This window comes from Virgisporangium aliadipatigenens, from assembly GCF_016863615.1.
Taxonomy (GTDB): domain Bacteria; phylum Actinomycetota; class Actinomycetes; order Mycobacteriales; family Micromonosporaceae; genus Virgisporangium; species Virgisporangium aliadipatigenens.
Window position 1 is genome coordinate 1 of the sequence record NZ_BOPF01000055.1, and the last position, 25,204, is coordinate 25,204.

Sequence of the window (25,204 nt, forward strand, 5' to 3'; positions counted from 1 at the left end):
GGAGCGCTCGTCGGCCTGCAGCTGGGACCCCTTGCCGGTGAACAGTTCGACGACCCGTCGACACGGGTGCTGGTGTCGATCGTCGTCATCTTCGGGCTCGCCGTCGTGGGGCAGGCGCTGTCCGGGTTCCTCGGATCCCGCGTGCGCAACGTCATCAGCAACCGCCACGCCCAGCGGGCCGACGACGTCGGTGGCGCCTTCGTGTCGATGGTCGCGGTGCTGCTCGTCATCTGGCTCGTGGCGGCGCCGCTGAGCCAGTCGTCGCTGCCGTGGCTGGCCCGTTCGGTCAGCAACTCGGCAATCATCGGCGCGGTCGACAAGGTCATGCCCGACAGCGCGCGTGCGCTTTCCGAGGCGCTGCGCGACACCGTGGACACCCGTGGCTTCCCGCGGGTCTTCGACGGGCTGGTCCCCACCCGCGAACGCGAGGTCGCCAGCCCCGATCCCGCCCTGGCCGGTTCGCCGCTGGTGCAGAAGAGCCGCGCCTCCGTGGTGAAGGTGCTCGGCAACGCGCAGTCCTGCCAGCGGCGCATCGAGGGCACCGGCTTCGTCTATGCCGGCGAACGCGTCATGACCAATGCGCATGTCGTCGCCGGCACCAAGTCCGTGCAGGTCGAGACGGCCAACGGGCGTAAGCCGGGGCGCGTGGTCGTGTACGACCCCGACCGGGACCTGGCCGTGATCTACGTGCAGGGGCTCAATGCGCCGCAGCTGAAGTTCGCGGACAAGGAGGCCAACAGCGGCGCCGACGCGGTCGTCCTCGGGTATCCGCTCGACGGGCCCTACGACGCGCAGGCCGCACGGGTGCGGGAGGTCCGGGAGATCACCGGTCCGGACATCTACGACTCCGGCCGGGTGACCCGCGAGGTTTACACCATCAAGGCGCTGGTCCGCAGCGGCAACTCCGGCGGGCCGCTCATGTCGACCGACGGCTCGGTGCTCGGGGTGATCTTCGCGGCGGCGGCCGACGATCCGCAGACGGGCTTCGCGGTCACGGCCAAGGCGGCGGCGGAGGTGGCCGAACTTGGCCGCACCCGGACGGACAGCGCCGGCACCGGCGAGTGCGCCTGATCCCTTGCCGCCCCGCCTCCGGGCCTCCCACTTCGGGGGCGGGGAGCGCGGGTCAGCGGGAGTGGCGGCCGCGTTGCAGGTACCGGCGCGCATAACCACGCCGGTGCAGCAGCAGGATCGCGACCGCCAGCACCAGCACGACGGCCAGCGTCGCGGTCGGCACCGACGACGAGCCGGACAGGAGTGTGCCCGCGGCGCCGTGTGCCGGGGCGCTCGACGATCCGGGCTTCGACGACGAGGGGTTCTTCTGGCCGGGTGCGGGCTGGTCGGCGGGTGTGCCGGCCTGGGCGGGGTTGCCGGCGTCGGGGTCGTTCGCCGGGGGCGCCGGGGCACCCGCCGAGCCGCCGCGGCTGGTCGCCGGCGACCCGGCCGGGCCGGTGAGCGGGTTGGCGCTGACCAGGGTCACCTCGGCCGTGAGTGCGGCCAGCGGGTCGATCTGCCCGAAGCCGTACCGGTCGTCGCGTCCGTCGGCACCGAGGTCCACGGCGGTGCTGATGAGCCGGTTGATGACGTTCGCGGCGCTGAGGTTGGGATAGCGGGAACGCACCAGCGCCGCCGCGGCCGCCACGAGCGGGGACGCGAAGCTGGTGCCCTGCACCTTCCAGTAACCGCCGGGGCGGGCACCGAGCAGGCTGGCGGCGGGTGCGCTCAACACGGTCTGCGGGCCGGTGAGCGAACCCTGCCAGAGGCGTTCGGGGCCGGGGTTGGTGCCGTTGGTCCAGTCCGCCCAGCCGGTGCCGCCGGTGACCGAGGGTGGTGCGCGCAGGCCGGTGACGGCCAGCACCCCGGGCTGCCGCGCCGGGTACCACACCTGCGGCGGACCGTTGGTCTGGGCGACGTTGCCGGTGCACGCCACGACGATGACGTCGCGGCTGGCCGCGTAGGCGACGGCGTTGGCCAGCACCTCGGACTCGGCGAGCCCACCGAGCGAGAGGTTGACCACGGATGCGCCGTGGTCGACGGCCCAGCGCAGGCCGTGCGCGACGACGGCGGCGTCCTCGTACCTGTTCTGCTCGTCGAGCACCCGCACGGGAAGGATCTTCGCGTCGGGCGCGATCCCGACGACGCCCGCATCGTCACGCTCGCCGGCGATGAGCGCGGCGACGGTGGTGCCGTGGCCGACCGGGTCGGTGCGCGCGTCGCCGCCCTCCTTGACCAGGTCGATACCGGGGAGCACCTGCCCGATGAGGTCGGGGTGGGTGGCGTCGACGCCGGAGTCGAGGACCGCCACGATCACGCCCGAACCGGTGGTGTGGCGCCACGCGGCCTCGGCGTTGAGCGCCCCGAGCTGCCACTGATCGTCGCGCACCCAGTCGGCCCGCGCGATCGTGGGCACGCCGAACGTGCACGAGACGATCACGGCAATCGCCAGGACAGCGCGCAGAGCGGTCCACAGGCGGGTCGGGAGATAGCGCACGGTGCGTCCATTCTGGCCGTTGGGCGCAAGACGGGCGAGAGGGTTCCTGGGTATTTCTGGCGTTTTCTTTCGGCCCGGACGGGCAGGATCTGGGCTACTCCCGGAATGCGAGCTGGATCAGGCGAACGCCCTCACGACGCGTGATCAATCGACCGCGCCCCGGCGGCAGTGGCTCCGGGCGGACGTTACCGATCAAGCTACCTTCATCGCGACTGCCCGAGAGCACCAACCCCGGCCCCGACAGCTCCCGCATGCGCTGGATCACCGGGTCGTAGAGCGCCCGGCCGGCGCCCCCGGTACGCCGGGTCAGCACCAGGTGGAACCCGATGTCCCGGCCCTGCGGCAGGTAGTCCATCAGCGAGTGCAGCGGATTGACCCCGCCCGAGGAGACCAGGTCGTAGTCGTCGACGAGGAGGAACACCTCCGGCGCGTCCCACCACGACCGCGTGCGCAGCTGCTCGGCGGTCACGTCCGGGCCGGGCAGCCGCAGCTGCAGGCGCCCCGCGACGGCGTCCATCAGGTCCTTGGCCTGCTGCGCGGCGCTCCCGTAGCCGATGAGATGTTCGCCGGCGATGCCGCCGAGCAGGCCGCGCCGGTAGTCGATCAGCAGGATGCGCGCCTGGTCGGGGGTGAAGCGGGCCATGATCGTGGCGGCCAGCGCCCGCAGGAACGACGTCTTCCCGCTCTCCGCGTCGCCGAACAGCAGCAGGTGCGGCTCGGTCGCGAAGTCCAGCAGCACCGGCCCGAGGTCGGACTCGTCGATGCCGATCGGCAGCGCCCACGGGCGTTCGTGGAGGGCGGCTGTCGCGATGTCGGCGTACGGCACCACCTCGGGCAGCAGCCGCACGCGTGGGGCCCGCGGACCCGGCCACGCGTCGGCGATCGCCTTGATCAGGTCGGCCGGCTCGCCGGTGCCCAGGCGGGGCACGCCGCCGAGGAAGTGGTGCTTGTCGACGGTGAGCCCGTGCCCCGGGCCGGCGGGCACCTGACGCGCCAGGCGCCGGTCGACCTCGGAGTCGCTGGGGTCGCCGAGGCGCAGCTCCAGCCGGGTGCCGAACTGGTCGCGGATGCTCGGCCGGAAATCGTTCCAGCGCATGGCGGCCGCCACGACGTGAATCCCGTACGCGAGCCCACGGGTGGCGAGGTCGGTGATGGTCAGCTCGAGCTCGTCGTAGTCGGTGCGCAGGGTGCTCCACCCGTCGATCACCAGGAACACGTCCCCGTAGGGATCGTCGCCCGGTGCGGTGGCGCGGCGGCGCCGGTACTCGGCCATCGATTCGATGCGCTGCTCGGCGAACCGGCGTTCGCGCGCGGCGAGCAGCGAAACGATCTCGGCCACGGTGCGGCGCACCGACGTGGTCTCCTGCCGGCCGGCCACCCCGCCGACGTGCGGCAGGTCGGCGAGCCCACCGAGCGCACCGCCGCCGAAGTCGAGGCAGTACACCTGGATCTCGCCGGGCGTGTGCGTGAGGGCGAGCGCGGTGACGAGGGTCCGCAGCAGCGTGGACTTGCCGCTGCGCGCCGAACCGACCACCGCGACGTGCCCGGCCGCGCCCTCGAGGGCGAGCCACATCGGGTCGTGTCGCTGCTCGAGCGGCTTGTCGATCATGCCCACCGGCACCCGGAGCGCGCCGTGCAGGCCGGAGTCGGCGACGGTCAGCCCGCGGGCCGCGTCGACGGCCGGCACACCGAGCAGCGCGTCGAACGCGGGCGCGTCGACCAGCGGCGGCAGCCACACCTGATGCGCCGGAACGCCCTGCCCGGCCAGCCGCCCGACCATGACGTCCAGCAGGGTCGGGCCCTGCTCCCGCTGCTCCCGCACCGGAGCGGGTGCGGGCGGGAGGGAGACGTCGTGCGTCGAGTAGTCGAGCACCGGCGACCGGCGCAGCGCGTCGGGGGCGGCGTGCGGCGGCCGGTAGGCGCCGGAGGCGTACGCCGCGCGGAAGCGCACCAGCGGCTCGGTGCCGAACTTCAGGTAGCCGTGCCCGGGCGAACGCGGCAGCTCGTAGGCGTCCGGCACACCCAGCACGGCGCGCGACTCCAACGCCGAGAACGTGCGCAGTCCGACCCGGTACGACAGGTGCGTGTCGAGCCCGCGCAGCCGCCCCTCCTCCAGCCGCTGCGAGGCGAGCAGCAGGTGCACGCCGAGCGAACGTCCCACCCGTCCGATCTGCACGAACAGGTCGATGAGGTCGGGCTTGGCGCTGAGCAGTTCGCTGAACTCGTCGCAGATGATCAGCAGCGTCGGCAGCGGCGCGAGCGGCGTGCCGGCCGCGCGTGCGGCGTCGTAGTCGCGGATCGACGCGTAGTTGCCCGCCGCGCGCAGCAGCTCCTGGCGGCGCACCAGCTCGCCGTTGATCGCCTCGGTCATGCGGTCGACCAGGTACAGCTCCTCGGCGAGGTTGGTGATCATGGCGGCCACGTGCGGCAGCCGCCCCAGCGGGGCGAACGTCGCACCGCCCTTGAAGTCGACGAGCACGAAGTTGAGCGCCCCGGACGCGTGCGTGGTCGCCAGGGCCAGCACCAGCGTGCGCAGCAGCTCGGACTTGCCCGAACCGGTGGCCCCGATGACCAGCCCGTGCGGCCCCATGCCGTCCTGCGCGGACTCCTTGAGGTCCAGCTCGACCGGCTGCCCGTCGGTGCCGACGCCGATCGGGACCCGCAGCCGCTGGCGCTGGGGCCGGGGCGCGGCGGCCCGCACCACGTCGAAGCCCGCGGGGTCGCGGATGTCGAGCAGCGCGGCGAGGCCGGCGTCGCGGCGCAGCGGCTCGTCGGCGCCGGACGCGGTACCCACCGGGCGTTTGGGCGCCAGCGCGCGGGCCAGCGCCTCGGCCTCCACGCGGCTGAACGCGTCCGGCCGGCCGGCCTCGCCCGACTCGTCGAGCGTGGCGGTGCGCAGGATCCCCGCGCCGGCCGAGAGCACCAGCATCGTGCGGTCGAGCAGCCGTGGCGGCGAACGGTCGAGGTCGATCAGGGTCACCCCGTCGAACGCCCGCTCGCCGGAGAGCTGCTCCGCCCCGGCCGGATCGCCCCCGTCGAGCACCACGACGACGTGCGGGGTGGCCGCGCTCGCCGTTCCCACATAACGGGGTCGGCCGGAGATGAGCGGCGACAGGCGCTCCTCCAGCACCGCGGCGCTGGTGGCGACCAGGCGCACGGGCCCGGCGCCGTCGACGGCGCTCGGGTGCATGGCGTGCGGCAGCCACTTGGTCCACTCCCACTCGGCGCGGCGGTCCGGCGCCGCGCACACGGCGATGACCAGGTCGTCCGGCGAGTGGAAGACGGCGAGCTGGCCGAGCATCGCCCGGGTGAGGTCGCGCGCCGCGTCGCCGCCGCGCACGAAGACCCGCGCGAACGAGCGCACCGACACCGCCACCGGCAGGTCCGGCACCACGGAGTAGGTGTCGAGGAACCGGCGCAGCGCCAGCGCGGTGACCGGCTCCAGATCCTCCAGCTCGGAGGAGACGGGCGGGACGAGCGGCGTCGCCAGGGTCTGCGGCCCGACGCCGACCCGCACCACCCCGAAGTCCCCGTCGGAAACCCGACGCTCCCAGATGCGGTGACTCTCCGCGGCGCACCACAGCTGTCCCGGCTCGGGGTGCCGGTAGTGCAGCGCCTCCCGCTGCCGGCGCGCGGTCTCCCGCACCCGACGCCGCAGAACGGCGAGTTGGCGCAGGTAGTCGCGCCGGGCGGCGATCATCTCGGCCTTCTTGGGCTGGCCGCCGCCGGAGCCCCACGTGGTGGCGAGCATCCCCAGCGTCGACAGGCCGAAGATCGCGCCCACGATCAGCGAGTAGCGGTCGCCGCTGCGGCCGGCGAAGAGCAGCGCGGTCGCGACGGTGCCGAGCAGCATCGGCAGGAACTGCACCAGCTGCCCCCACCGGGACCCGACCGGCTCCGGCACGGGTGGCGGCGCGGGCACCGGGACCTGGCCCTCGGGCAGCTCAGGGGCTGGTCGGCGGTCACCCCGACGCACGACGACAGTGCCCACCGCAGCCTCCCTCCCCATCGACGCGAGCCGGACCGGCGTCGACGCGGCGGCCGGCCGGGCTCCGCACGGCGCGACCGGCGACATCGACGCCGGCCTAAGGAGACTAGACGGCCGGTGTGACACTTCGGCACCCGATGATCACGCTGAGCGTCCATGATCGCGCCAGGCAAGCCGCATGATCACGGCGGGCGGTACACATGATCACGCTCCGCGTGGTACTCCTGGTCGATGCCCGCCGCATCGACCGGCCTCACTCGCGTCACCGTCGCCTCGCCGCAGCGCCGCGTCGACGTCGTGCTGCCGGACGCCGTCCCGCTGGCCGAGTTGCTGCCGGAGCTGCTGCGCCGTGCCGGCGACGGGCTCGCCGACGTCGGTCAGGCGCACGGCGGCTGGCTGCTGCACCGGGCCGATGGCACGCCGCTGGCCCCGACCGGTTCGCTCGCCGACGCGGCGGTCGACGACGGGACCGTGCTGCACCTCGTGCCGGCCCGCCAGCGGTGGCCGGAGCTGGAGTACGACGACGTCGTCGAGGAGATCGCCGCCGGGGCGCGCCGGCTCGGGCCCGTCTGGTCGCCCGACGCCACCCGCGCGGCGGCGCTCGCGATCGCGGGCGTTCTGGCCGTGGCCGCGCTGGTGGCGCCGCTGCGCGAGCCCGCCGCGGGTGACCCGACGGTGCTGCTCGGGGTGGCGGTGGCGATCCTGGGGGCGGCCGTCGTCGCCGCGCGCGCCTACGGGGAGGCCGTCGTCGGGACGGTGCTCGGTGCCTACGGGCTGCCGTTCGCGTTCGTCGGCGGGGTCGCGCTCGTGGGCGCCGGAAGCGGGGCGGCGCGGCTGCTCGGCGGTGCCGCCGGGCTGCTGCTGTGGTCCTGTGCCTCGGCCGTGCTGGTGGCCCGCGGGCTGCGGATCTTCGTGGCGGGTGCGACCGTCGGCGGCCTGTTCGGCGGCGCGGCGCTGCTCGCCCTGGCCGGCCTCGACGCCCGGGCCGCCGCCGTGCTCACCGTGCTCGCGGTCCTCGGCGTCACGATCGCCCCACCGGCAGCGGTCCGCCTCGGTCGCCTCCCGCTGCCGGTCGTCACCCTCCCCGACGACACGCTCGATTCGGTCGAACGCCATACGCGCACCGAAGCCGACCGTGCGCACCTGCGCGCGGCGGTCGCCCGTGGCGACGAGGTGCTGACGGGTCTGCTCACCGGCTGCGTGGTCGCCGCGGCCGGGGCGGCGTGGGCGCTGGTGCCCACCGGCACCGCGGGCCGAATCCTGACCACCGTCGCCGCGCTGGCGCTGCTGATGCGGGCGCGCCTGTTCGTGACGGTGCGCCAGCGCGTGCCGTTGCTCGCGGGCGGGGTGGCGCTGCTGCTGGCCGTGCCGGTGCTGGGCGGTTGGACGCCGGGGCGGGCGACGGCGCCGCTGCTGGCGTTCGGGGTGGTGCTCGTGGCGCTGGCCGGTGCGCGGTACCGCCGACGCACACCCTCGCCGTACCTGGGCCGGGTGGCGGACGTGGTGGACACGGTCTGCCTGGTGTCGGTGATCCCGCTCGCCGGCGCGGTGCTGGAGCTGTACACGTTCATGCGGGGCCTGTCCGGGTGACACCGCCCTGGGGCCACCCGGACGTTCCCACAGAGGATCTAGGGGTGGAGGTGGACGCCCGGCTCGTGGTAGGTGCCGTCGGCGATCCCCTTGCGGTACCGGTCGCGGGAGGCGTTGATCTCGCCCTCGGCCTCCGTGCGGCCGACCCAGGTGGCGCCCTCGACGCTCTTGCCGGGCTCGAGCTCCTTGTACACCTCGAAGAAGTGCTGGATCTCCAGCCGGTCGAACTCGAAGAGGTGGTGGATGTCCCGCAGGTGCTCACGTCGGGGGTCGTCGGCGGGCACGCACAGCACCTTGTCGTCGCCACCCTTCTCGTCGGTCATCCGGAACATGCCGATCGCGCGGCACTTGATGAGGCAGCCCGGGAAGGTCGGCTCCTGCACGAGCACGAGCGCGTCCAACGGGTCGCCGTCCTCACCGAGCGTGCCCTCGATGTAGCCGTAGTCGGCGGGGTACTGGGTCGCCGTGAACAACGTACGGTCGAGCCGGATCCGGCCGGTGGCGTGATCCACCTCGTACTTGTTCCGGTGGCCCTTGGGGATCTCCACCGTGACGTCGAAGTACTCCATATCAAACTGCTCCACTCATGTCAGAACCTCATCGTTACTGACGGCTAGTCTCCCTTACGGCGTGGGGACGAGGGGGAGGCACATGTCACAGGGGCGACAGACGCGCGCGCTCGTGGCGGGAGTGACGGCGTTCGCGCTGTGCTTCGGCGCGGCCGGCGCGATGCTGTGGCAGGGCGACTACCTGGCCGGACGCCTCGCCGGTGATCCGCCGACCGCGTGGCGCCCGGGCAGTGCGCCGGCGGCGCTGGCGGTCCTTCCGGCGGCGCAGGACGGCACATTGCCCGACCCCGCGAAGGTGGCGTCGGCGGTGACGCCCTTGGCCAGCGCGGCCGCCCTCGGCCCGAACGTCACCATGCACGTGATCGACGTCGTTACCGGCCAGGTGCTGGCGGGCAAGGGCTCGGACACGCCGACGACGCCGGCCTCCACCATCAAGATCACGACGGCCGTGGCGGCGCTGAAGACGTTCGGGCCGACGCATCGGTTCACGACGAAGGTGGTCGCCGGCAGCGCACCCGGGCAGGTCGTGCTCGTCGGCGCCGGCGACGCCACCATCGCCGGCGGCGCCACCGGCCGCTACCCGGGCGCGCCGAGCCTGACCGCGCTGGCCGGCCAGGTGAAGAACGCGCTCGGCGGGCAGGCCGTCACCTCGGTGGTGGTCGACGCGACGATCTTCGGCGAGCCGCGGGTCGGCCCGTGGGACAGCGACATCGCCACCAACGGCGTCGTCGCGCCGATCACCGGACTGATGGCCGACGGCGGGCGGGTCAACCCGAAGGACACCGCCGGCTCCACGCGCCGGTACACCGATCCCGATCTGGCCGCCGGTCAGATCTTCGCGAAGGCGCTCGGCGCCACCGGCACCGTCACCCGCGGCACCGCCCCGCAGGGCGCCGCGGAACTGGGCTCCGTGCAGTCCCAGCCGCTCGCGCACCAGGTCGAGTTCATGATCACCGACAGCGACAACGTCATCGCCGAGTCGCTGGCCCGGCACGTGGCGATCAAGCGCGGCCAGCCGGCGACGTTCGAGGGCGGCGGGGTGGCGATCCGCGACGCCGTCGGCGAGCTGGGCCTGCCGGCGGCCGAACTCACCCAGGTCGACGGCAGCGGCCTCGCCCGCGGCGACCGCGTCAGCCCGTCCCTGCTGGCCGAGATCGTGGCCATGGCCGCCAAGCCCGAACATCCGGAGCTGCGCGCCCTCATCACCGGCCTCGCCGTCGCCAAGTACACCGGCACCCTGGCCGAACGCTTCGCCAAGCCCACCATCGACGCCCCCGGCGCGGTGCGCGCCAAGACCGGCACGCTGCGCTCGGTCAGCGGCATCGCCGGAGTGGTCACCACGAAGGACGGGCGGCTGCTGGCGTTCGCGATCCTCGCCGACAACGTCCCGGTCGGTGGGACGGGCCCGGCACAGGACGCGCTCGACAAGATCGCCGTCGCCCTGGCGAACTGCGGCTGCTAAACCTCACAGCCAGCAACCGCGACGCCGGTCGCATGCGGCGACGGCCGGGTAACGTGGGGGCATGGTGCAGTTCGTCGATTGGGACGTCGCCGCGGCAACAGCCGGTGCGCTCGGCAAGTCCGGCCCCCGGGTCACCTACGAGGAGGCCGCCGCTGCCGTCACCGAGCTGCGCGACCTGACCGACGAGGCGGCCCGCCACGTCGCCGAGTACACCGGGCTCACCGCCCCGGCGGCCCCACCCGTGCGGATCGTCGACCGCCGCGACTGGGCCTCCGTCAACATCAACGGGCTGCGCGAGGTCGTCAACCCGCTCGCCGAACGCCTCGCCAACGGCAAGGTCGGCAACAACGTCGGCACCGCCATCGGTTCGCGGATGACCGGTGTGCAGGCCGGCACGGTGCTCGCCTACCTCTCCGGCCGGGTGCTCGGTCAGTACGAGGTGTTCTCCGGCGACCCGGGGCAGCTGCTCCTCGTCGCGCCCAACATCGTCGAGGCCGAACGGAAGCTCGGCGCCGACCCGCGCGACTTCCGGCTCTGGGTGTGCCTGCACGAGGTCACCCACCGGACGCAGTTCACCGCGGTGCCGTGGCTGCGCGCGCACTTCCTCGGCGAGGTCCAGGCGTTCGTGGACGCGTCGCAGCTGGACAAGGACCAGATGTTCGAGCGGGTGCGGCGCGGGGTGGCGACGGTCGCCGACGCCACGCGCAATCCGGACAGCCGCGCGTCCGTGCTGGACCTGGTGCAGACCCCCGCGCAGCGGGCCGTGCTGGACCGGCTGACCGCGCTGATGACGCTGCTCGAGGGGCACGCCGAGTTCGTCATGGACGGGGTGGGGCCGGAGGTCGTGCCGTCCGTCGCGGAGATCCGCGCCAAGTTCAACCGGCGGCGCAGCGAGGGCAACCCTGTGGAGAAGATGGTCCGGCGGCTGATCGGCATCGAGGTCAAGATGCGCCAGTACGCCGAGGGACGTCGGTTCGTGCACAAGGTCGTCGAGCGGGTCGGGATGTCCGCGTTCAACAAGATCTGGTCGTCGCCGCTGACCCTGCCCCGCCTTCCCGAGCTCTCCGACCCGGACCTCTGGGTCGCGCGGGTCGCCCCGGTCGCCGGCTGATCGGTGGCAGGGCTCGCCCCTCCCGTCGCCGCCGTCCGGGTCGCCGTTCGACGAGCACTTCTGGGGGAACGCCCGGAGCGGCGTGTCCTGATCGCGTGCTCCGGGGGAGCGGACTCGCTCGCGCTGGCGGCGGCGGCGGCGTTCGTGGCGCCCCGGTTGGGGCTCCACTGTGGACTGATCACGGTCGACCACCGGCTGCAGGAGGGCTCCGGCGCGCGGGCCGAGAGCGTCGCCGCGTGGGGCCGGGAGGCCGGCCTGGCGCCGTCGATCGGCGTCGCCGTCGACGTGACCGGCCGGCCGGGCGGCCCCGAGGCGGCCGCGCGTGCGGCCCGGTACGAGGCCCTGTGCGCCACCGCGCGCGAGGTGGGCGCGTCGACCGTCCTGTTGGGACACACCCGTGACGACCAGGCCGAGACGGTGCTGCTGGCGCTGGCGCGCGGCGGCGGCCCGCGGGGCCTGGCGGGGATGCCGTCCCGGCGGGAGATCGACGGGATCGCGTTCCTGCGGCCGTTGCTGGACATCCGGCGGGCGGAGACCCGGGCCGCGTGCCTCGCGCTCGGGTTGACGCCCTGGGACGATCCGCACAACGCCGATCCGGCCTTCGCGCGGGCGCGGGTACGGGGTGCGCTGCCGACCCTCGTTCACACACTGGGTCCGAAGGTGATCGACAACCTGGCGCGCGCGGCGGCCCTGATCGCCGCGGACAATGCCGCCCTGGACGCGCTCGCCGCCCGCGCCGCGGAGGCCGCCCGCGATGGCGACGGCCTCTCCGCGGCCACCCTCGCCGCCGAACCGGCCGCCACCCGCACCCGCGTGCTGCGCCTCTACGCGGCCGAACTCGGCGCGAAGGCGCTCTCGCAGCGGCACATCGCGGCGCTCGACGCGCTGGTGTGCCAGTGGCGCGGCCAGGGGCCGGTGGCGCTGCCCGGCGGGATCCGCGTGGCGCGCCGCGACGGTCGCCTGCTGCAGGTTTAGGCTTCCATCGATCGATCGAGGGCAGGGGTGCACACGTGACCTGGGTTCCGCATCTGCGACGCAAGCCGCTGCACGCCCCGCGCGGCGTCGTGGCGACCAGCCAGCCGCTCGCCGCCGCCGCCGGGATGGCCGTGCTGCGCAGGGGCGGCAACGCCGTCGACGCCGCCATCGCGACGGCCGTCACGCTCGCGATCACCCAGCCCGGCTCGAACGACATCGGCAGCGACCTGTTCGCCCTCGTCTGGGACGGCCGCCGGCTGCACGGGCTGAACGCCTCCGGACGTTCGCCGGCCGGGCTGACCCTCGAACGCGCGCAGGCGCACGCGGAGGCGCCGGTGGCCGCGCTCGGCGGGACGCAGGGGACGGCGGCGCGGGCCGTTCCGGCGCGGGGCTGGCTGCCGGTGACCGTGCCCGGTGCCCCCGGCGGCTGGCGCGACCTGCACGAACGCTTCGGCGGGCTGCCGTTCCGCACGCTCTTCGAGGACGCGATCTGGTACGCCGAGCACGGCTGGCCGGTGTCGCCGACGACGGCGTTCCACTGGGGCAGGGCGGGCGTGGGGCTGTCCGGGCCGGAGTTCGCGGAGTGGCTGCGGGTCTTCAAGCCCGGCGGGCGCGCCCCGGCGGCCGGCGAGCACTTCACGAACGCCGACGCGGGCCGCACGCTCAGGCTGATCGCCGAGACCGGCGCGGACTCGTTCTACCGGGGCGAGACGGCCAAGGCGCTGGTGGCGTTCGCCGCGGAGACCGGTGGGCTGCTGACCGCCGAGGATCTCGCCGAGCACACCTCCACCTGGGTGGACCCCGTCTCGACCGGCTACCGCGATCACGAGCTGTGGGAGATCCCGCCGAACGGCCAGGGCGTCGCGGCCTTGCAGGCGCTGGCCGTGCTCGACGGGTTCGCGGGCACGCAGTCGGTGCACACCCAGATCGAGGCGATGAAGCTCGGGTTCGCCGACGCGCACGCGTACGTGGCCGACCCGTCGACGTCGGTCCCCGCCGAGGCACTGCTGGCGCCGGAGTACGTCGCGGCGCGGCGGGCGCTCATCGGCGACAAGGCCGGCGATCCCGGACCGGGCGACCCGGCCAGGGGCGGCACCGTCTACCTGTGCACCGCCGACTCGGACGGCATGATGGTCAGCCTCATCCAGTCCAACTACATGGGCTTCGGCTCGCACGTGGTGGCCCCGGGCACCGGCTTCACCCTGCAGAACCGCGGCGCCGGGTTCAGTCTCGACGCCGGCCACCCTAACGTCGTCGCGCCGCACAAGCGGCCGTACCACACGATCATCCCGGGCTTCCTGACGCGGGGCGGGGCGGCGGTGGGGCCGTTCGGCGTGATGGGCGGCCACATGCAGCCCCAGGGGCACGTCCAGATGGTGCTGTCCACAGTGGACGACGGCCTCGACCCGCAGGCCGCGCTCGACAGGCCCCGCTGGTACTGGCACGCCGGCAAACGGGTCCACGTCGAGCCGGACGTGCCCGCGGAGGTGCAGGACGACCTGCGCGACCGCGGCCACGAGCTGACCGTGACCGACGACCCGCCCTTCTACGGCTTCGGCCAGGCGATCTGGCGCGGCGCGGACGGCGGCCTGGTGGCCGGCACCGAACCGAGGGCCGACGGCGCCGCCCTGGGCTACTGACGCGCCGGATTTCTTACCGCACGCGAGCCCGGCAGCGGAGCGGTCGATCACGCCGAAGGCGGATCGACCCGGAGCGGTGCGCGCGGGAGCGTACGGTCGCGCGCCCGACGGACGCGCGTAAAAACTCTCTCTAGGCGGCTTTTCCTTTGAACGTGGCACGGTAGGAGTTCGGGCTCGTCTTCATGCGGCGGGTGAAGTGGTGGCGCAGGGTGGCGGCGCTGCCCAACCCGGTGCGGAGCGCGATGGCGTCCACGCCGAGGTCGGTGTCCTCGAGTAGGCGGCGGGCGAGCAGTACGCGCTGCGCGATCAGCCAGTCGTGCGGCGTCGCCCCCGTCTCCGCCCGGAACCGGCGCGCGAACGTCCGCGGCGCCATGTGCGCCCGCGCGGCCAGCGACTCCACCGTGTGCGCCTCGTGGAGCGTCTCAAGAACGACCGTCAGCAGGGGCTGCAGGGTCGGCGCCTCGGACGTGCGCGGCATCGGCGTCTCGATGAACTGCGCCTGCCCGCCCTCGCGGTGCGGCGGCACCACCATCCGCCGGGCCAGCGCGGTCGCCACCGACGAACCGTGCTCCTGGCGCACCAGGTGCAGGCACAGGTCGATGCTGGCGGCGGTGCCGGCGCTGGTCAGGATGTTGTCGTCGACCACGTAGAGCACATTGGGGTCGATCTTCGCCGCCGGATGGCGGCTCGCGAGCTCGTCGGTGTGCCGCCAGTGCGTGGTGCAGCACCGGTCGTCGAGCAGTCCCGCGACCCCCAACGCGTACGCCCCCGAGCACACGCTCATCACGTAGGCCCCGCGCGCGGCGGCCCGGCGCAACGCCTCCAGGACCTCCTCCGGCGGGTCCACAGACGTGTCGTAAGGCGGAACGGCCACCAGGTCCGCCTGCTCCAGCCGCTCCAGACCGTGGCTCGGCGTCAGCGCGAACCCGGCCTGCGTCCGCACCGGCGCACCGTCCGGCGAGCAGACCGCGAAGTCGTAGCCGGGCAGGCCGTCGGCGGTCCGGTCGTAGCCGAACACCTCGCACAACACACCCAGCTCGAAGACGGCGACCTCGGGCAGGACCAGGACCGCGACGTTGGCGAGCATGGTTCAGAAGGCTACCGCAAAGGTGGCAGGATGTTGAAGGTGCGTGGCGTTTCTGCCACTGTCGCCGCGGCTCGGGCGGGACCATGCTGGAAGCACAACCGGTGCACCGGCCAGACCACTCGAGACCTAAGGACTGGCCATGGAACTCGCTCTCTTCGTCTTTCTGCTCTGGCTCGTCGTCGCCTCGGCGGCCGGCTGGACCTCCGACACGCGCGACAGCGCCGACTGGCACGAGACCCACGAAGGTCTCCGGGTAAGCCGTCGGTGACCGTCCGGCGGCACCTCTTACCCGCCGTCGCGGCCGGTTCGACCGGCTGCGACGGCGGATTGTGAAATACGCCGGAACATCAGACCCCGCCCCTCCTTCGCCGGGATCATGCGGCACCCTTGTCGCATGGCCGAAGGCTCGTGGTACGCCGACGACATCGACCGCATGATCGTGACCGAGGAGGACATCCGCACCAGGACCGACGAGCTGGCCAAACAGGTGGCCGCCGACTTCGCCGATTCGGAGTCGGTGCTCCTGGTGGGAGTGCTCAAGGGCGCCATCATGTTCATGGCGGACTTCGCCCGCGCGCTCGGCCGGTACGGCCCGCCGGTCGAGGTGGAGTTCATGGCCGTCTCCTCCTACGGGCAGGGCACCACGTCTTCCGGTGTCGTGCGCATCCTCAAGGACCTCGACCGCGACATCGCGGGACGCAGCGTGATCGTCGTCGAGGACATCGTCGACTCCGGGCTCACCCTGTCGTGGCTTCTCAAGTACCTCGCCAGTCGGTCGGCCAAGTCGGTCGACGTGGTGACGCTGCTGCGCAAGCCCGACGCCGTGCGGGTACAGGTCCCGGTGCGCTACGTCGGGTTCGACATTCCCTCGGAATTCGTCGTCGGATACGGGCTCGACTACGCGGAGCGCTATCGGGAACTGCCCGGAGTGGGCGTGCTGAAGCCGTCGGTCTACGGGCGTTCCTGACGAATTAGGCCCATTTGCCGCCTGCGAGGGCTGTGAATCCCCCAAGGTGTTAACGGGCGATCCACGACACCTCCAAGCACGGTGTACCGTCAAATAACCGGATGCCGAGGGCGGCATCCGTCCCCGTTCCGGCACCCGGCCAGGCGGGGGTGACGGTCTTACCGATCGGGAGGGGCCGGGCGCACGGCGCCCGACGACGATATGGAACGTACGCGTTTGCTCCGCCGGCCGCTGGTGTGGATCATCCTGGTGATCGCCGGCGCGATAGCCCTGAGTTACCTGATCTCGGGCGGTCCGAGCTACACCAAGTGGGACACCTCTTCGGTGCTCAGCAACCTGCGCTCGGGCCAAGCCAAGATGGTGGTGCTCGAGGACAAGGAGCAGACGCTCAACCTCGAGCTCAAGCAAGCCGTCGAGGTCAAGGGCACCAAGACCACCCGGGTGCAGGCATCGATCCCCGCCGAGTCCATGGACGAGCTGCAGGCCGAGCTGGACAAGCTCGTCGCCGAAGGCAAGATCACGAAGTACGACACGAAGGTCACCAAGGACAGCATCTTCGTCAGCCTGCTGGTCAACCTGCTGCCGATCGCGGTGCTGGTGATCCTGCTGCTGCTGTTCATGTCGCAGATGCAGGGCGGTGGCTCCCGGGTCCTCAACTTCGGCAAGTCCAAGGCGAAGCTCATCTCGAAGGACACGCCGAAGACGACGTTCGCCGACGTGGCCGGCTCCGACGAGGCCGTCGAGGAGCTGCACGAGATCAAGGACTTCCTGCAGGCGCCGGCCAAGTACCAGGCGCTCGGGGCGAAGATCCCCAAGGGCGTGCTGCTCTACGGGCCGCCCGGTACCGGTAAGACGCTGCTCGCACGGGCCGTCGCCGGTGAGGCCGGGGTGCCGTTCTACTCGATCTCCGGCTCGGACTTCGTCGAGATGTTCGTCGGTGTCGGTGCCTCCCGCGTGCGGGACCTCTTCGAGCAGGCCAAGGCGAACGCCCCCGCGATCGTGTTCGTGGACGAGATCGACGCCGTCGGCCGGCATCGTGGCGCCGGCCTCGGTGGCGGGCACGACGAGCGGGAGCAGACGCTCAACCAGCTGCTTGTCGAGATGGACGGGTTCGACACCAAGGGCGGCGTCATTCTCATCGCCGCCACCAACCGGCCCGACATCCTCGACCCCGCGCTGCTGCGCCCCGGGCGCTTCGACCGGCAGATCGCCGTCGACCGGCCCGACATGGAGGGCCGCAAGGCGATCCTGCGGGTGCACGCCAAGGGCAAGCCGTTCGCGCCGGACGTCGACCTCGACTCGGTAGCCCGCCGCACGCCCGGCTTCACCGGTGCCGACCTGGCCAACGTCATCAACGAGTCGGCCCTGCTGACCGCCCGGCACAACAAGAAGGCGATCATCAACGACAACCTCGAAGAGGCCATCGACCGGGTGATCGCGGGGCCGGAACGCAAGACGCGGGCGATGAGCGACCACGAGAAGAAGATCACCGCGTTCCACGAGGCCGGGCACGCGCTCGTCGCCTGGGCGCTGCCGCACTCGGCGCCGGTGCACAAGGTGACGATCCTTCCGCGTGGCCGTTCGCTCGGGCACACGCTCGTGCTGCCGACCGAGGACAAGTACACGCAGACCCGCGCCGAGATGATCGACACCCTGGCGTACGCCCTGGGTGGCCGCGCCGCCGAGGAGCTCGTCTTCCACGAGCCCACCACCGGTGCCGGTAACGACATCGAGAAGGCCACCGGGTTGGCCCGCGCCATGATCACCGAGTACGGCATGAGCAGCAAGCTCGGTGCCGTCAAGTACGGCCAGACCAACGGCGAGCCGTTCCTGGGGCGCACCATGGGCCACGAACGGGACTACTCGGAGAAGGTCGCCGCCGAGATCGACGGCGAGGTGCGTGCCCTGATCGAGCTGGCGCACGACGAGGCGTGGGAGATCCTGGTCGAGTACCGGGACGTCCTCGACAACATCGTCGAGGAGCTGTTCGAGAAGGAAACCATCAGCCAGGCCGACATGGCCCGCATCTGCGAGCGCGTCGAGAAGCGCCCGCCGATGGCGCCGTACAGCACCAACGGTCGCCGTCGCCGGCCGGCCGTCGGCGCCAACGGCAGCGACGCCGCGGCCCTGCCCCCGCCGCCCCCGCACGACGAGCAGTCGTCGGTCAGCGTGGGCAAGGCGGGCGACACCAGCACCGAAGGCGTCCACTGAACACCTGAACATCACCAGCGTCGGCCCCGTCCCACTTCGGACGGGGCCGACGCCGTTTTCGCAGCAGCCGTTGTACCGTCGGGAGCCGTGACCACGGCAAACGGCAGTCCGAACGGCGACGGCTCCACCAGGGGCCGGTACAGCGCCACCGAACCGGACCCCGAGGACCTCGACTACCTCGCCGCCCGGCTCATCAACGGACGGCACCAGGGCGGCCCGGTCGAACGCGCCGTGGACCTGCCCCGTATCGAGGCCGCTGTGCGGGAGATCCTGCACGCCGTGGGCGAGAACCCCGACCGCGACGGCCTCAAGGACACCCCGGCCCGGGTCGCCCGCGCCTACGCGGAACTGCTCGCCGGCCTGCGGGTCGACCCCGGTCAGGTGCTGACCACGACGTTCGAGGCGGACCACGACGAACTCGTCCTCGTGCGGGACATCGAGGTCACCAGCCTTTGCGAACACCATCTGCTCCCCTTCCACGGGGTCGCGCACATCGGCTACGTGCCCGGGCCGGACGGGCGGATCACCGGCCTGTCGAAGCTCGCGCGGCTCGTCGAGGTCTTCGCCCGACGGCCGCAGGTGCAGGAACGGCTCACCGCTCAGATCGCCGACCTGCTCATGGAACGGCTGAACCCCCGCGGCGCGATCGTGGTGCTGGAGTGCGAGCACATGTGCATGGCCATGCGAGGGGTCCAGAAGGGCGGCTCGCGGACGATCACGTCGGCGGTGCGGGGAATGCTGCGGGACGACGCGAAGTCGCGTGCCGAGGCGATGACGTTGATCCTGCGGGGCTGAGGGCTCTTTCCTCGCCCCTGCGCCTTCGTGGTGTCGTTCGCGCCGCACGCCGTCGGGCGTGTCTCGTGGATCAGGCGAGTCTGCGACGCCCGAGGCGGCGTCCGGGCCCCTGCGGAGCGGAATGATCCGACGACACGTCCTGGACGCTGCTCGGCGTCTACGGGTGTCCTGTGGGCGTCTCAGGCGGCGGCCGGCGGGTAGGTGCGGCCGGTCGGTGGCGGGTGGCCGGGTGCTGCGGGCGGGTGGAGGCCCGGCGTCGTGTGGCCGGTCCTCCCCGGATCATCCGCGGCGGTGGGCCGGGCGGTGGGCAAGTGGTCGGTCGGCGGCATGAGGGCGGGCGCCGGGCGGTTGCCGGTCCAGGGCGCGGCGTCGGGTGTCCGGGCGTGAGCCGCGGTCGCGGGTCGCCGGCCGGTCGGCGGCGTGTGGTCGGGGCCGGACGGGTGTCCGGTCCACGGCTCGTCGTCCCGTGTCCACGGATCATCTGCGGCTGCGGGTCGCTGGCCGGTCGGCCGCGCGCCGCCGGAGGCCCACGGATCGCCGTCCCTCGGCGCGGCACTCGACGTCCACGAACGCTCCACCGCTGCCGGCCCGCCTTCCGCCCGTCGTGGGCGACGGCTCGTGACCGGTGGTCGGACCGGCCAGACGCCCCGCGCCACCGGTGCGGGCGCCTGAAGCCGCCGCCGCAGGGCCCGGCCGGCCCAGGCCCGGACGACCAGCGCCACGATCGCCACGCCCAACAGCGCGCCGAGCCACCACGGGCGTGGCAGCTCCGAGAGCGCCGCCGGCCGACCCTCGACCACCCGCACGGCACGCTCGCAGGTCACGGACCGGGACCGCGGCTCGGCCGGCAGCCGCAGGCCACCGGCCGGCCCGGTGAACCGGTCGAACCACCGCCGCCAGCGCGGACCGACCAGGACGGATCGGCCGTCGACCGTACATCGGGTGCCGCGCGGCTCCCCGTACACGATCGTCGGCTCACCACCGGCGGTGCCGTAGATATGGCCGCGTCGCACCGTCGCGCCCCGGCTCAGCCACTCGTCGAGACCGAGCAGCACGACGAACGCGACAACGGCCAGGCCGGCCAGCCCGCCGGCGAGCCGGCACAACAGCCTGTATCGCATGGGAACCTCCACAGCAGACGCGGGACGTCCTTGCGGAACCATCTCCGCACGCCACCCGACGCCCCCGCCAGAGGCATCGCTTAGCTGTGGATAACTTCGCGCCAAACGGACAAAGCGCTGTGGAAAACCGGAATCAGTTGGTGATCGCGTCCTGGATCGCCCACACGATGGCGAGGAGCGCGGGCGTCGCGGCGAGCAGGCTGATGACGAAGCCCGTCAACGGTGTGCGCGGCGGGCGCTGGCCGTCCGGACGGCGGTCGGTGAACCCGATCGTCGCCCACGCGCACCCGAACGCCACCACCGCGAACAACAGCCCGCACGGACCGCTCGCGACGACCGACAGTTTGCCGTCCCGACTGGCCAGCAGGGTCAACATCGGCACCTGCAGCAGCCCGAACAGCACCGCGAAACCGAAGTACACCAGCGTGTTGTAGACACGCGGCGAACGCTTCATGCGTTCGTCGATGTCGGCCAGCTCGGTGTCGGCGCGTTGGAGCGCGGCCCGGGCCTCGCCGATCATGGACAGTGCGGCCTCGGGCAGGCGCGGGCTGGCGGCCGGCGCCAGGGTCTCCGCGGGCGCCGGTGGAGCGCTCGGCGGCACCATCACCACCGGGAACGCCCCCGAGCTGGAGTACGCCGGATGCGGCACGCCGGACACGGGCGGCCCCCAGGGGCGCACCACCGTCCCGCGCGGCTGGCCGGGGGGCACGGGGCGCATCTGGCCGGTCGCCGACGGGTCGGCGCCGACCGGCCGCATCTGACCCGTCTGCGGACCACCCTGGAACGGACCGTGCGGGCCGCTCGTCGGCCGCAGTTGTCCGGTGGGCGGACCACCCTGGAAAGGGCCGTGCGGGCCGCTGGTCGGGTGTACCGGGCCGCCGGGGCCGCTCGTGGGATACGGGGCACCGGTCGTCGGCGCTCCGGGCGGGTGCGGGCGTCCACCGCTCACCGGCGGTGCCATCGGCGGACCGCCCGAGGACGGCGCGCCCGCATCGTCGACCGGGGTGGGCGAGCCGGGAGTTCCGTATGAAGGGCGGGAGACGTCCGGGACGGTCCCGGTGGAGGCCGCGTCCGGCGGACCGAAGGGAGCCGGTCGACGGATCCCGCCGGTGTTCTCCGACGTGTCCGGAGGACGGACCCGCCGCGTCGACGCCGCGTGCGCCAGTCGTCCCAGCGCGGCGTCCGCGGCCGCTTGCTCCTGCCCCAGAGGCTTCAGTGGAACCGGTTGACCGTCGCGCACCAGCTCACCGATCCGGGCCTGTTGGCCACCGATCTGCCCGCGTAGCGTGCCCAACTCGGCGCGCACCCGCTTGGCCAGCGCCGTCTGCTCCGCCACCACCTTCGCCGCATCACGCCGAACGGTGTCCAGGCGCCGCGCGGCCGCCACGTAACCGGTCCACTGCTGCTGCGGAGCCGTCCACGAGGAGCGCTCTCCCGGCAACGGCCGGTCCGCCGCCGCCAGATGATCACGCACTCGGCTGATGAGCTCGGCCGACGGGTCCGGATCGAGGTACACCGGGGAGTTCAGCCGCGCGGGGCCCACGCCGCTGCCGGCATACGTGGCCGCCGGTGGATCGCCCACCCACGCGTGCGGATTGCGCAACGAGATCTGGGTACTGTCGGCCAGCGGCGGTTGCGTCGTCTCGGCGGTCAACGGCGGAGGCGGCCAGCCAGCGACGATCAGGTGCAGCCGGCGGCTCGCGCCGTTACGGGCAAGATGCGCGATGTGCGACATGTCGGTGCCGTCGGTCAGCTCCGGCAGCGACGCGATCACCAGCACCAGGTAGGCATCCTCCTCGGGCGCCCGCATCCACGCATCGGCATCCGCGAGAACCGTCCTCAGCCCCACATGATCGGTGACCGGCGCCGGAATGACGTCCGGGATACCGTTGAACGCCGCCGTCGTCTCGCCGTCGCACGCCGCGTCGACCACCCGGATGTGCACCGAACCGGCCGGCGCCGAGGCGATCAGCCGCAAAATGAGGCTCCGCAGCAGGCCCGCCACCCGCGCGTCGCGCGCATCCGCGTCGATCGCCAGATGCCCGACACCCAGCAGCGGCGCCAATACTGGGAACCGCGCATCATCCAGCGGATGTGCCGTCCCCAGCCGCACATAGGGCGCCGGCCCCACATCCCCGATCGGGAACGCCGGCGGCACCGCATCCAGCGACGCGCTCAACCAGCCCGGTGCCAGCTCCGCCACGGTGGCACGCAGACGGGCCGCCAGCTCACGCTGCTCGGCATACTGTTCGGCAGGGGCGATGGCCGGCGAATACTTCTCCACCGCCTGCTGAACGGCCACCGCAGCGGCCGACGCCTGGCGATGCAACGCAGCAGCGCGCTCGACCCGCGTGCGCAGCCGTGCCACCGGTTCCTCCCTGCCGAGTCGTTGCCCGGAACGGTAACGTAACTCCGCCGTCCGACGCCGCCCACGTTGGGGCAGGCATCTTCGATGCGGCTGCAGGGCTGCGGCTTGATGTGTCTCGGCGTGGATGTGGATAGGGTTTGGGGATGGGCGCGTCTGGGGCGGGGAACGGGGGAGCGGGGGGAGAGGCGGAGTCGCGGCTCGAATTGGAGACCAGCGATCCGCGTAAGCCGACAGGGTCCAGCTCGTTCAGGTCGCGACGACAGATTCCACTTTCGGCGATCATTCTAATCTTAACGACTGTCGTACTGCTGGGGGCGGCTGTCGGCTATTTCTGGTACGACAAAGCTACGAAGGTCCATCGCGAAAATCCCGGCGAAGTGCTCCAACAATACCTGAATGTGCGGTTCAATAACCCTGTTCCCGGTCGGGTTGAGCTCTTTGTTTGCGAAGACCCGAGATTAACGGAATTGGAATCTGTGCTAGACGAACTTAAGGCGCGTGAGAAGGGTTCCGAGGTCGAAATCGAGGTCGGTATCGAAAAGTTCACGACCGAATCTGGCAAAAACGTATCAACCGCAAATGCCGAACTGTATATCAGTTACAGTACCGCTTCAAATGTTTATCGCGAGTCTCTGAACTGGCGGTTTACGTTCATTGAGCAGAACGGCTGGCGGCTCTGTGAAGCGCACAAGGAATGATCACTCCACCCAAAGCGTCTGGGAGGTCAGTCTCCTGGCCGCTGGGATCTTTCCGCTCCAAGCCCATCGGTACCAATCAGCTTCCCGAGCAGTCAGTACGAATGTTTCGTAGCCGACGGAAAATATCTCACTGATAGCTCGCAGATCTCGTTCTTCCTTTCCATTTTCGGGTGGTACATGGACAATGCGCCTGCCGGCAATTCGCCGCTCATTGCCAACCGGAATGGCCAGAGGAGCGTCAGGGCCGCTGGGGTCCGAGTCGGAGAAATATCCGACCAACTCGATCCAAACTCTCTCGATCGGAACAAGAGGAGCGAAAACCTCCAACTGTTCCTCTTCGGCCCGATACCAGTCATGTTCCGTCAACATAGGGACGTAGGTGCGCCCACGTTGCGTGATCGGACTGTCGGCACGCATATCGCCCCGCCAGCCGAGTGCACGGCTGCCGACCATGGCGCGCATGCCTCGTGGGTCGGGAACCGCTGAACAGGGGCAATATACGGTTGGTTTCGGATGCCGGTCGTCTGCTGGCTCGATGGATTCCCACTTCATGGTTTTCCGTCACCGAGCGGTGCACCCATTTCCCGCATAAAACGCCCCGGTTCAATGGCCCCCGCACTACTGCGGTCCCCATCGCGATGAACCTCAAAATGAAGGTGGGGACCTGATGAGTTCCCTGTCGAACCCACCTGGCCCAGCAATTGGCCGGCGGTCACGGTCTGCCCGATTGAAACCTTTGGAGGCGCGCCCATGTGGCAATAGCGCGTTATGATCCCGCCGGCGTGCAGAATGTCGACATACCAGCCGCAGCCTTTGATACTGGGCGATCCATCTCGACCGCAGCCCCAAGGTCTGCCGTCTGAAGTTCGAGCATCACACCGCATCTGGATTACGCGGCCAGCGGATGCCGCATGAATCTCAGCCCCGCGTGGCGCCCCTATATCCACCCCATGGTGTGTCGGTCGAGATGCCGTCCGAAAGCCTGACACGATTTCTCCCAGAACGGGAGAGGTCCATCCAGAAGCAGAGATCTCAGCACCTAGTACGCATCGCATGTCGACAGAATTCCCGGCAGCGCGAGCTCCGCCGTCAGTGATGGTGTTGACGATAGTCGTAGCGACATTCTCATGTCGCGCGTATGCATTTGGATACGCGCTGCGCTGCACCCGTTGTGCCGCTGTTGTTAGTGGTGCGCCCTCCCACCCGGGTACAGTCATCAGCTTTTCGTAGAATTTTCTCGACGAGTATCGCGGGTCCATGATCTGGGCAGGAGTTCCCCATCCCTGACTCGGCCGTTGTTGGAAAAGTCCGAGTGAGTCGTGATCGTTAGCCTCTCCGAGATGGCCAACATTGTTCAGGTACGACTCTTGTATGGCTGTCGCGACAGCGATGACCCACCCCCTGGGGGGTACCCGCATCTCTTGGCCTATGCTAACAATGATGGCTGCATTGCGCATCTGTTCGTCACCGAAGGTGCCGACGCGCGGAAATGCTTTGTTTAGGTCGACCGACGTCTGAAGTCCGCAATTGTTCGTCGATACGTCATCGTTCTTGCTGAACAGGCCCGTAAACATGAACAACGACGCACCGCCCCCGCAGCAAATTAGCGCAAGCGCGCCAGCTATCGCGATTGCGAGCGCTACCCGCCCCCGACGCAAATTGCGGCTCATTGCTTGATCCACTCTACGGCGTCAACGAGCCAGCGCCCATTCGCGGCAAGTAAGGTTAGGTGGAGGGATCCAGATGATAACGGCACGGTGATCTCGGTTAGACCCGCATTACGTGCCTTGATGGCAAGATTTCCGCGAACCTCGGTTGCCGGAACGGAAGCCGGATCTGCTTCGCGTAACAGATCGATCAGGTTCGCGGTCGAAAACGGGCGAATGCCCTGGAGCCAGGCGGCACTTGTCAAATCTCGCTTGAGCCATGCGTTGGTGAAGCTCATCGCTACAGCCTCGGGAACCGCGGCTCCGGGGCTAACTGATGCGGCAGGAGGACTCTCCTCGGTAGCGACCCCGTCGTCCCCCAACTCGTCTGAGGACGGTCCGATCGGCATTGACGGGGCGGGCCGCACAGTAACCGGCGAGGAGTCGCTAGGTCCATTTACGGCTCTGGCCAGACTGACCACGGCAAC

19 protein-coding genes and 1 pseudogene are annotated in these 25,204 nt (G+C 71.3%); 11 read left to right on the forward strand and 9 right to left on the reverse strand.

The features are described from left to right. The coding region (locus tag Val02_RS43315; RefSeq protein ID WP_203905195.1) for a MarP family serine protease at nucleotides 1-1,071 on the forward strand (1,071 nt) is incomplete at its 5' end. 52 nt (nucleotides 1,072-1,123) lie between these two features. Here the strand turns inward: Val02_RS43315 and Val02_RS43320 are convergent. Both Val02_RS43320 and eccCa read right to left on the reverse strand, forming a co-directional pair. Further along, nucleotides 1,124-2,431 carry a S8 family serine peptidase gene (locus Val02_RS43320; protein WP_239153784.1) on the reverse strand — a complete coding sequence of 436 codons (1,308 nt, stop codon included), beginning with the start codon at nucleotides 2,429-2,431 and terminating at the stop codon, nucleotides 1,124-1,126. Between the two features lie 151 nt (nucleotides 2,432-2,582). Next, the gene (gene eccCa / locus Val02_RS43325) at nucleotides 2,583-6,479 is read right to left on the reverse strand and encodes a type VII secretion protein EccCa (protein WP_203905196.1); all 3,897 of its coding nucleotides are present in this window, start codon (nucleotides 6,477-6,479) and stop codon (nucleotides 2,583-2,585) included. A 228-nt stretch (nucleotides 6,480-6,707) separates the two neighbouring features. Here eccCa and eccD point away from each other — a divergent pair, with 228 nt between their 5' ends. Further along, entirely contained in the window at nucleotides 6,708-8,066 is a 1,359-nt protein-coding gene (gene eccD, locus Val02_RS43330; RefSeq protein ID WP_203905197.1) for a type VII secretion integral membrane protein EccD, read from the forward strand. Nucleotides 8,067-8,104: 38 nt separating this feature from the next. Here eccD and Val02_RS43335 read toward each other — a convergent pair whose 3' ends face one another. Then, complete coding sequence (locus Val02_RS43335; protein ID WP_203905236.1) at nucleotides 8,105-8,635, reverse strand: inorganic diphosphatase; 531 nt, start codon at nucleotides 8,633-8,635, stop codon at nucleotides 8,105-8,107. 82 nt (nucleotides 8,636-8,717) lie between these two features. Between Val02_RS43335 and dacB the strand changes: the two genes are divergently transcribed. The 4 genes from dacB to Val02_RS43355 all read left to right on the forward strand — a co-directional run bounded on the left by dacB (nucleotide 8,718) and on the right by Val02_RS43355 (nucleotide 13,823). After that, entirely contained in the window at nucleotides 8,718-10,097 is a 1,380-nt protein-coding gene (dacB, locus tag Val02_RS43340; protein ID WP_203905198.1) for a D-alanyl-D-alanine carboxypeptidase/D-alanyl-D-alanine endopeptidase, read from the forward strand. A 61-nt stretch (nucleotides 10,098-10,158) separates the two neighbouring features. Further along, complete coding sequence (locus Val02_RS43345) at nucleotides 10,159-11,208, forward strand: Rv3626c family coenzyme F420 biosynthesis-associated protein (protein ID WP_203905199.1); 1,050 nt, start codon at nucleotides 10,159-10,161, stop codon at nucleotides 11,206-11,208. 3 nt (nucleotides 11,209-11,211) lie between these two features. Then, nucleotides 11,212-12,183: a tRNA lysidine(34) synthetase TilS gene (gene tilS, locus Val02_RS43350; RefSeq protein WP_203905200.1), complete on the forward strand. Its 972-nt coding sequence runs from the start codon at nucleotides 11,212-11,214 to the stop codon at nucleotides 12,181-12,183. Nucleotides 12,184-12,218: 35 nt separating this feature from the next. After that, nucleotides 12,219-13,823 carry a gamma-glutamyltransferase family protein gene (locus Val02_RS43355; protein WP_239153781.1) on the forward strand — a complete coding sequence of 535 codons (1,605 nt, stop codon included), beginning with the start codon at nucleotides 12,219-12,221 and terminating at the stop codon, nucleotides 13,821-13,823. Nucleotides 13,824-13,953: 130 nt separating this feature from the next. Here Val02_RS43355 and Val02_RS43360 read toward each other — a convergent pair whose 3' ends face one another. Then, nucleotides 13,954-14,910 carry a GlxA family transcriptional regulator gene (locus Val02_RS43360; RefSeq protein WP_203905201.1) on the reverse strand — a complete coding sequence of 319 codons (957 nt, stop codon included), beginning with the start codon at nucleotides 14,908-14,910 and terminating at the stop codon, nucleotides 13,954-13,956. Nucleotides 14,911-15,049: 139 nt separating this feature from the next. Here Val02_RS43360 and Val02_RS48485 point away from each other — a divergent pair, with 139 nt between their 5' ends. The 4 genes and pseudogenes from Val02_RS48485 to folE all read left to right on the forward strand — a co-directional run bounded on the left by Val02_RS48485 (nucleotide 15,050) and on the right by folE (nucleotide 18,883). Next, nucleotides 15,050-15,178: a hypothetical protein gene (locus Val02_RS48485; RefSeq protein ID WP_275415676.1), complete on the forward strand. Its 129-nt coding sequence runs from the start codon at nucleotides 15,050-15,052 to the stop codon at nucleotides 15,176-15,178. A 126-nt stretch (nucleotides 15,179-15,304) separates the two neighbouring features. Then, a complete protein-coding gene (hpt, locus tag Val02_RS43365) occupies nucleotides 15,305-15,877 on the forward strand; it encodes a hypoxanthine phosphoribosyltransferase (protein ID WP_203905202.1) in 573 nt (190 codons plus the stop codon). 201 nt (nucleotides 15,878-16,078) lie between these two features. Next, a pseudogene (ftsH, locus tag Val02_RS43370) lies at nucleotides 16,079-17,965 on the forward strand (ATP-dependent zinc metalloprotease FtsH); the annotation flags it as partial. A gap of 210 nt (nucleotides 17,966-18,175) precedes the next feature. Beyond that, a complete protein-coding gene (gene folE / locus Val02_RS43375; protein WP_203905204.1) occupies nucleotides 18,176-18,883 on the forward strand; it encodes a GTP cyclohydrolase I FolE in 708 nt (235 codons plus the stop codon). A 179-nt stretch (nucleotides 18,884-19,062) separates the two neighbouring features. Here folE and Val02_RS43380 read toward each other — a convergent pair whose 3' ends face one another. Together Val02_RS43380 and Val02_RS43385 are read right to left on the reverse strand one after the other, a co-directional pair. Next, complete coding sequence (locus tag Val02_RS43380) at nucleotides 19,063-20,004, reverse strand: hypothetical protein (RefSeq protein ID WP_203905205.1); 942 nt, start codon at nucleotides 20,002-20,004, stop codon at nucleotides 19,063-19,065. Nucleotides 20,005-20,137: 133 nt separating this feature from the next. Further along, complete coding sequence (locus Val02_RS43385) at nucleotides 20,138-22,372, reverse strand: YML083C domain-containing protein (RefSeq protein WP_203905206.1); 2,235 nt, start codon at nucleotides 22,370-22,372, stop codon at nucleotides 20,138-20,140. Nucleotides 22,373-22,515: 143 nt separating this feature from the next. On the opposite strand from Val02_RS43385, the gene Val02_RS43390 reads away from it, so the two are divergent. Beyond that, a complete protein-coding gene (locus Val02_RS43390) occupies nucleotides 22,516-23,070 on the forward strand; it encodes a hypothetical protein (protein ID WP_203905207.1) in 555 nt (184 codons plus the stop codon). Here the strand turns inward: Val02_RS43390 and Val02_RS43395 are convergent, their stop codons facing one another. From Val02_RS43395 to Val02_RS43405, 3 genes are all read right to left on the reverse strand, one after another. Further along, a complete protein-coding gene (locus Val02_RS43395) occupies nucleotides 23,071-23,532 on the reverse strand; it encodes a hypothetical protein (RefSeq protein ID WP_203905208.1) in 462 nt (153 codons plus the stop codon). A gap of 86 nt (nucleotides 23,533-23,618) precedes the next feature. Beyond that, nucleotides 23,619-24,740, reverse strand: coding sequence for a M23 family metallopeptidase (locus Val02_RS43400; protein WP_203905209.1), 1,122 nt, complete (start codon nucleotides 24,738-24,740; stop codon nucleotides 23,619-23,621). Next, nucleotides 24,737-25,015, reverse strand: coding sequence for a hypothetical protein (locus tag Val02_RS43405; protein ID WP_203905210.1), 279 nt, complete (start codon nucleotides 25,013-25,015; stop codon nucleotides 24,737-24,739). The genes Val02_RS43400 and Val02_RS43405 overlap by 4 nt, the downstream gene beginning before the upstream one ends. Nucleotides 25,016-25,204 lie beyond the last annotated feature (189 nt).

What these genes read in the sequence shown, in the direction of transcription:
- Val02_RS43335 (WP_203905236.1), bottom strand. Translation starts at nt 8,635, where the DNA reads ATGGAGTACTTCGACGTCACGGTGGAGATCCCCAAGGGCCACCGGAAC.
- hpt (WP_203905202.1), top strand. Translation starts at nt 15,305, where the DNA reads ATGGCCGAAGGCTCGTGGTACGCCGACGACATCGACCGCATGATCGTG.
- Val02_RS43380 (WP_203905205.1), bottom strand. Translation starts at nt 20,004, where the DNA reads ATGCGATACAGGCTGTTGTGCCGGCTCGCCGGCGGGCTGGCCGGCCTG.
- Val02_RS43390 (WP_203905207.1), top strand. Translation starts at nt 22,516, where the DNA reads ATGGGCGCGTCTGGGGCGGGGAACGGGGGAGCGGGGGGAGAGGCGGAG.
- Val02_RS43360 (WP_203905201.1), bottom strand. Translation starts at nt 14,910, where the DNA reads ATGCTCGCCAACGTCGCGGTCCTGGTCCTGCCCGAGGTCGCCGTCTTC.
- dacB (WP_203905198.1), top strand. Translation starts at nt 8,718, where the DNA reads ATGTCACAGGGGCGACAGACGCGCGCGCTCGTGGCGGGAGTGACGGCG.
- Val02_RS43395 (WP_203905208.1), bottom strand. Translation starts at nt 23,532, where the DNA reads ATGCGCGCCATGGTCGGCAGCCGTGCACTCGGCTGGCGGGGCGATATG.
- Val02_RS43405 (WP_203905210.1), bottom strand. Translation starts at nt 25,015, where the DNA reads ATGAGCTTCACCAACGCATGGCTCAAGCGAGATTTGACAAGTGCCGCC.
- Val02_RS48485 (WP_275415676.1), top strand. Translation starts at nt 15,050, where the DNA reads ATGGAACTCGCTCTCTTCGTCTTTCTGCTCTGGCTCGTCGTCGCCTCG.
- Val02_RS43400 (WP_203905209.1), bottom strand. Translation starts at nt 24,740, where the DNA reads ATGAGCCGCAATTTGCGTCGGGGGCGGGTAGCGCTCGCAATCGCGATA.
- Val02_RS43345 (WP_203905199.1), top strand. Translation starts at nt 10,159, where the DNA reads ATGGTGCAGTTCGTCGATTGGGACGTCGCCGCGGCAACAGCCGGTGCG.
- eccD (WP_203905197.1), top strand. Translation starts at nt 6,708, where the DNA reads ATGCCCGCCGCATCGACCGGCCTCACTCGCGTCACCGTCGCCTCGCCG.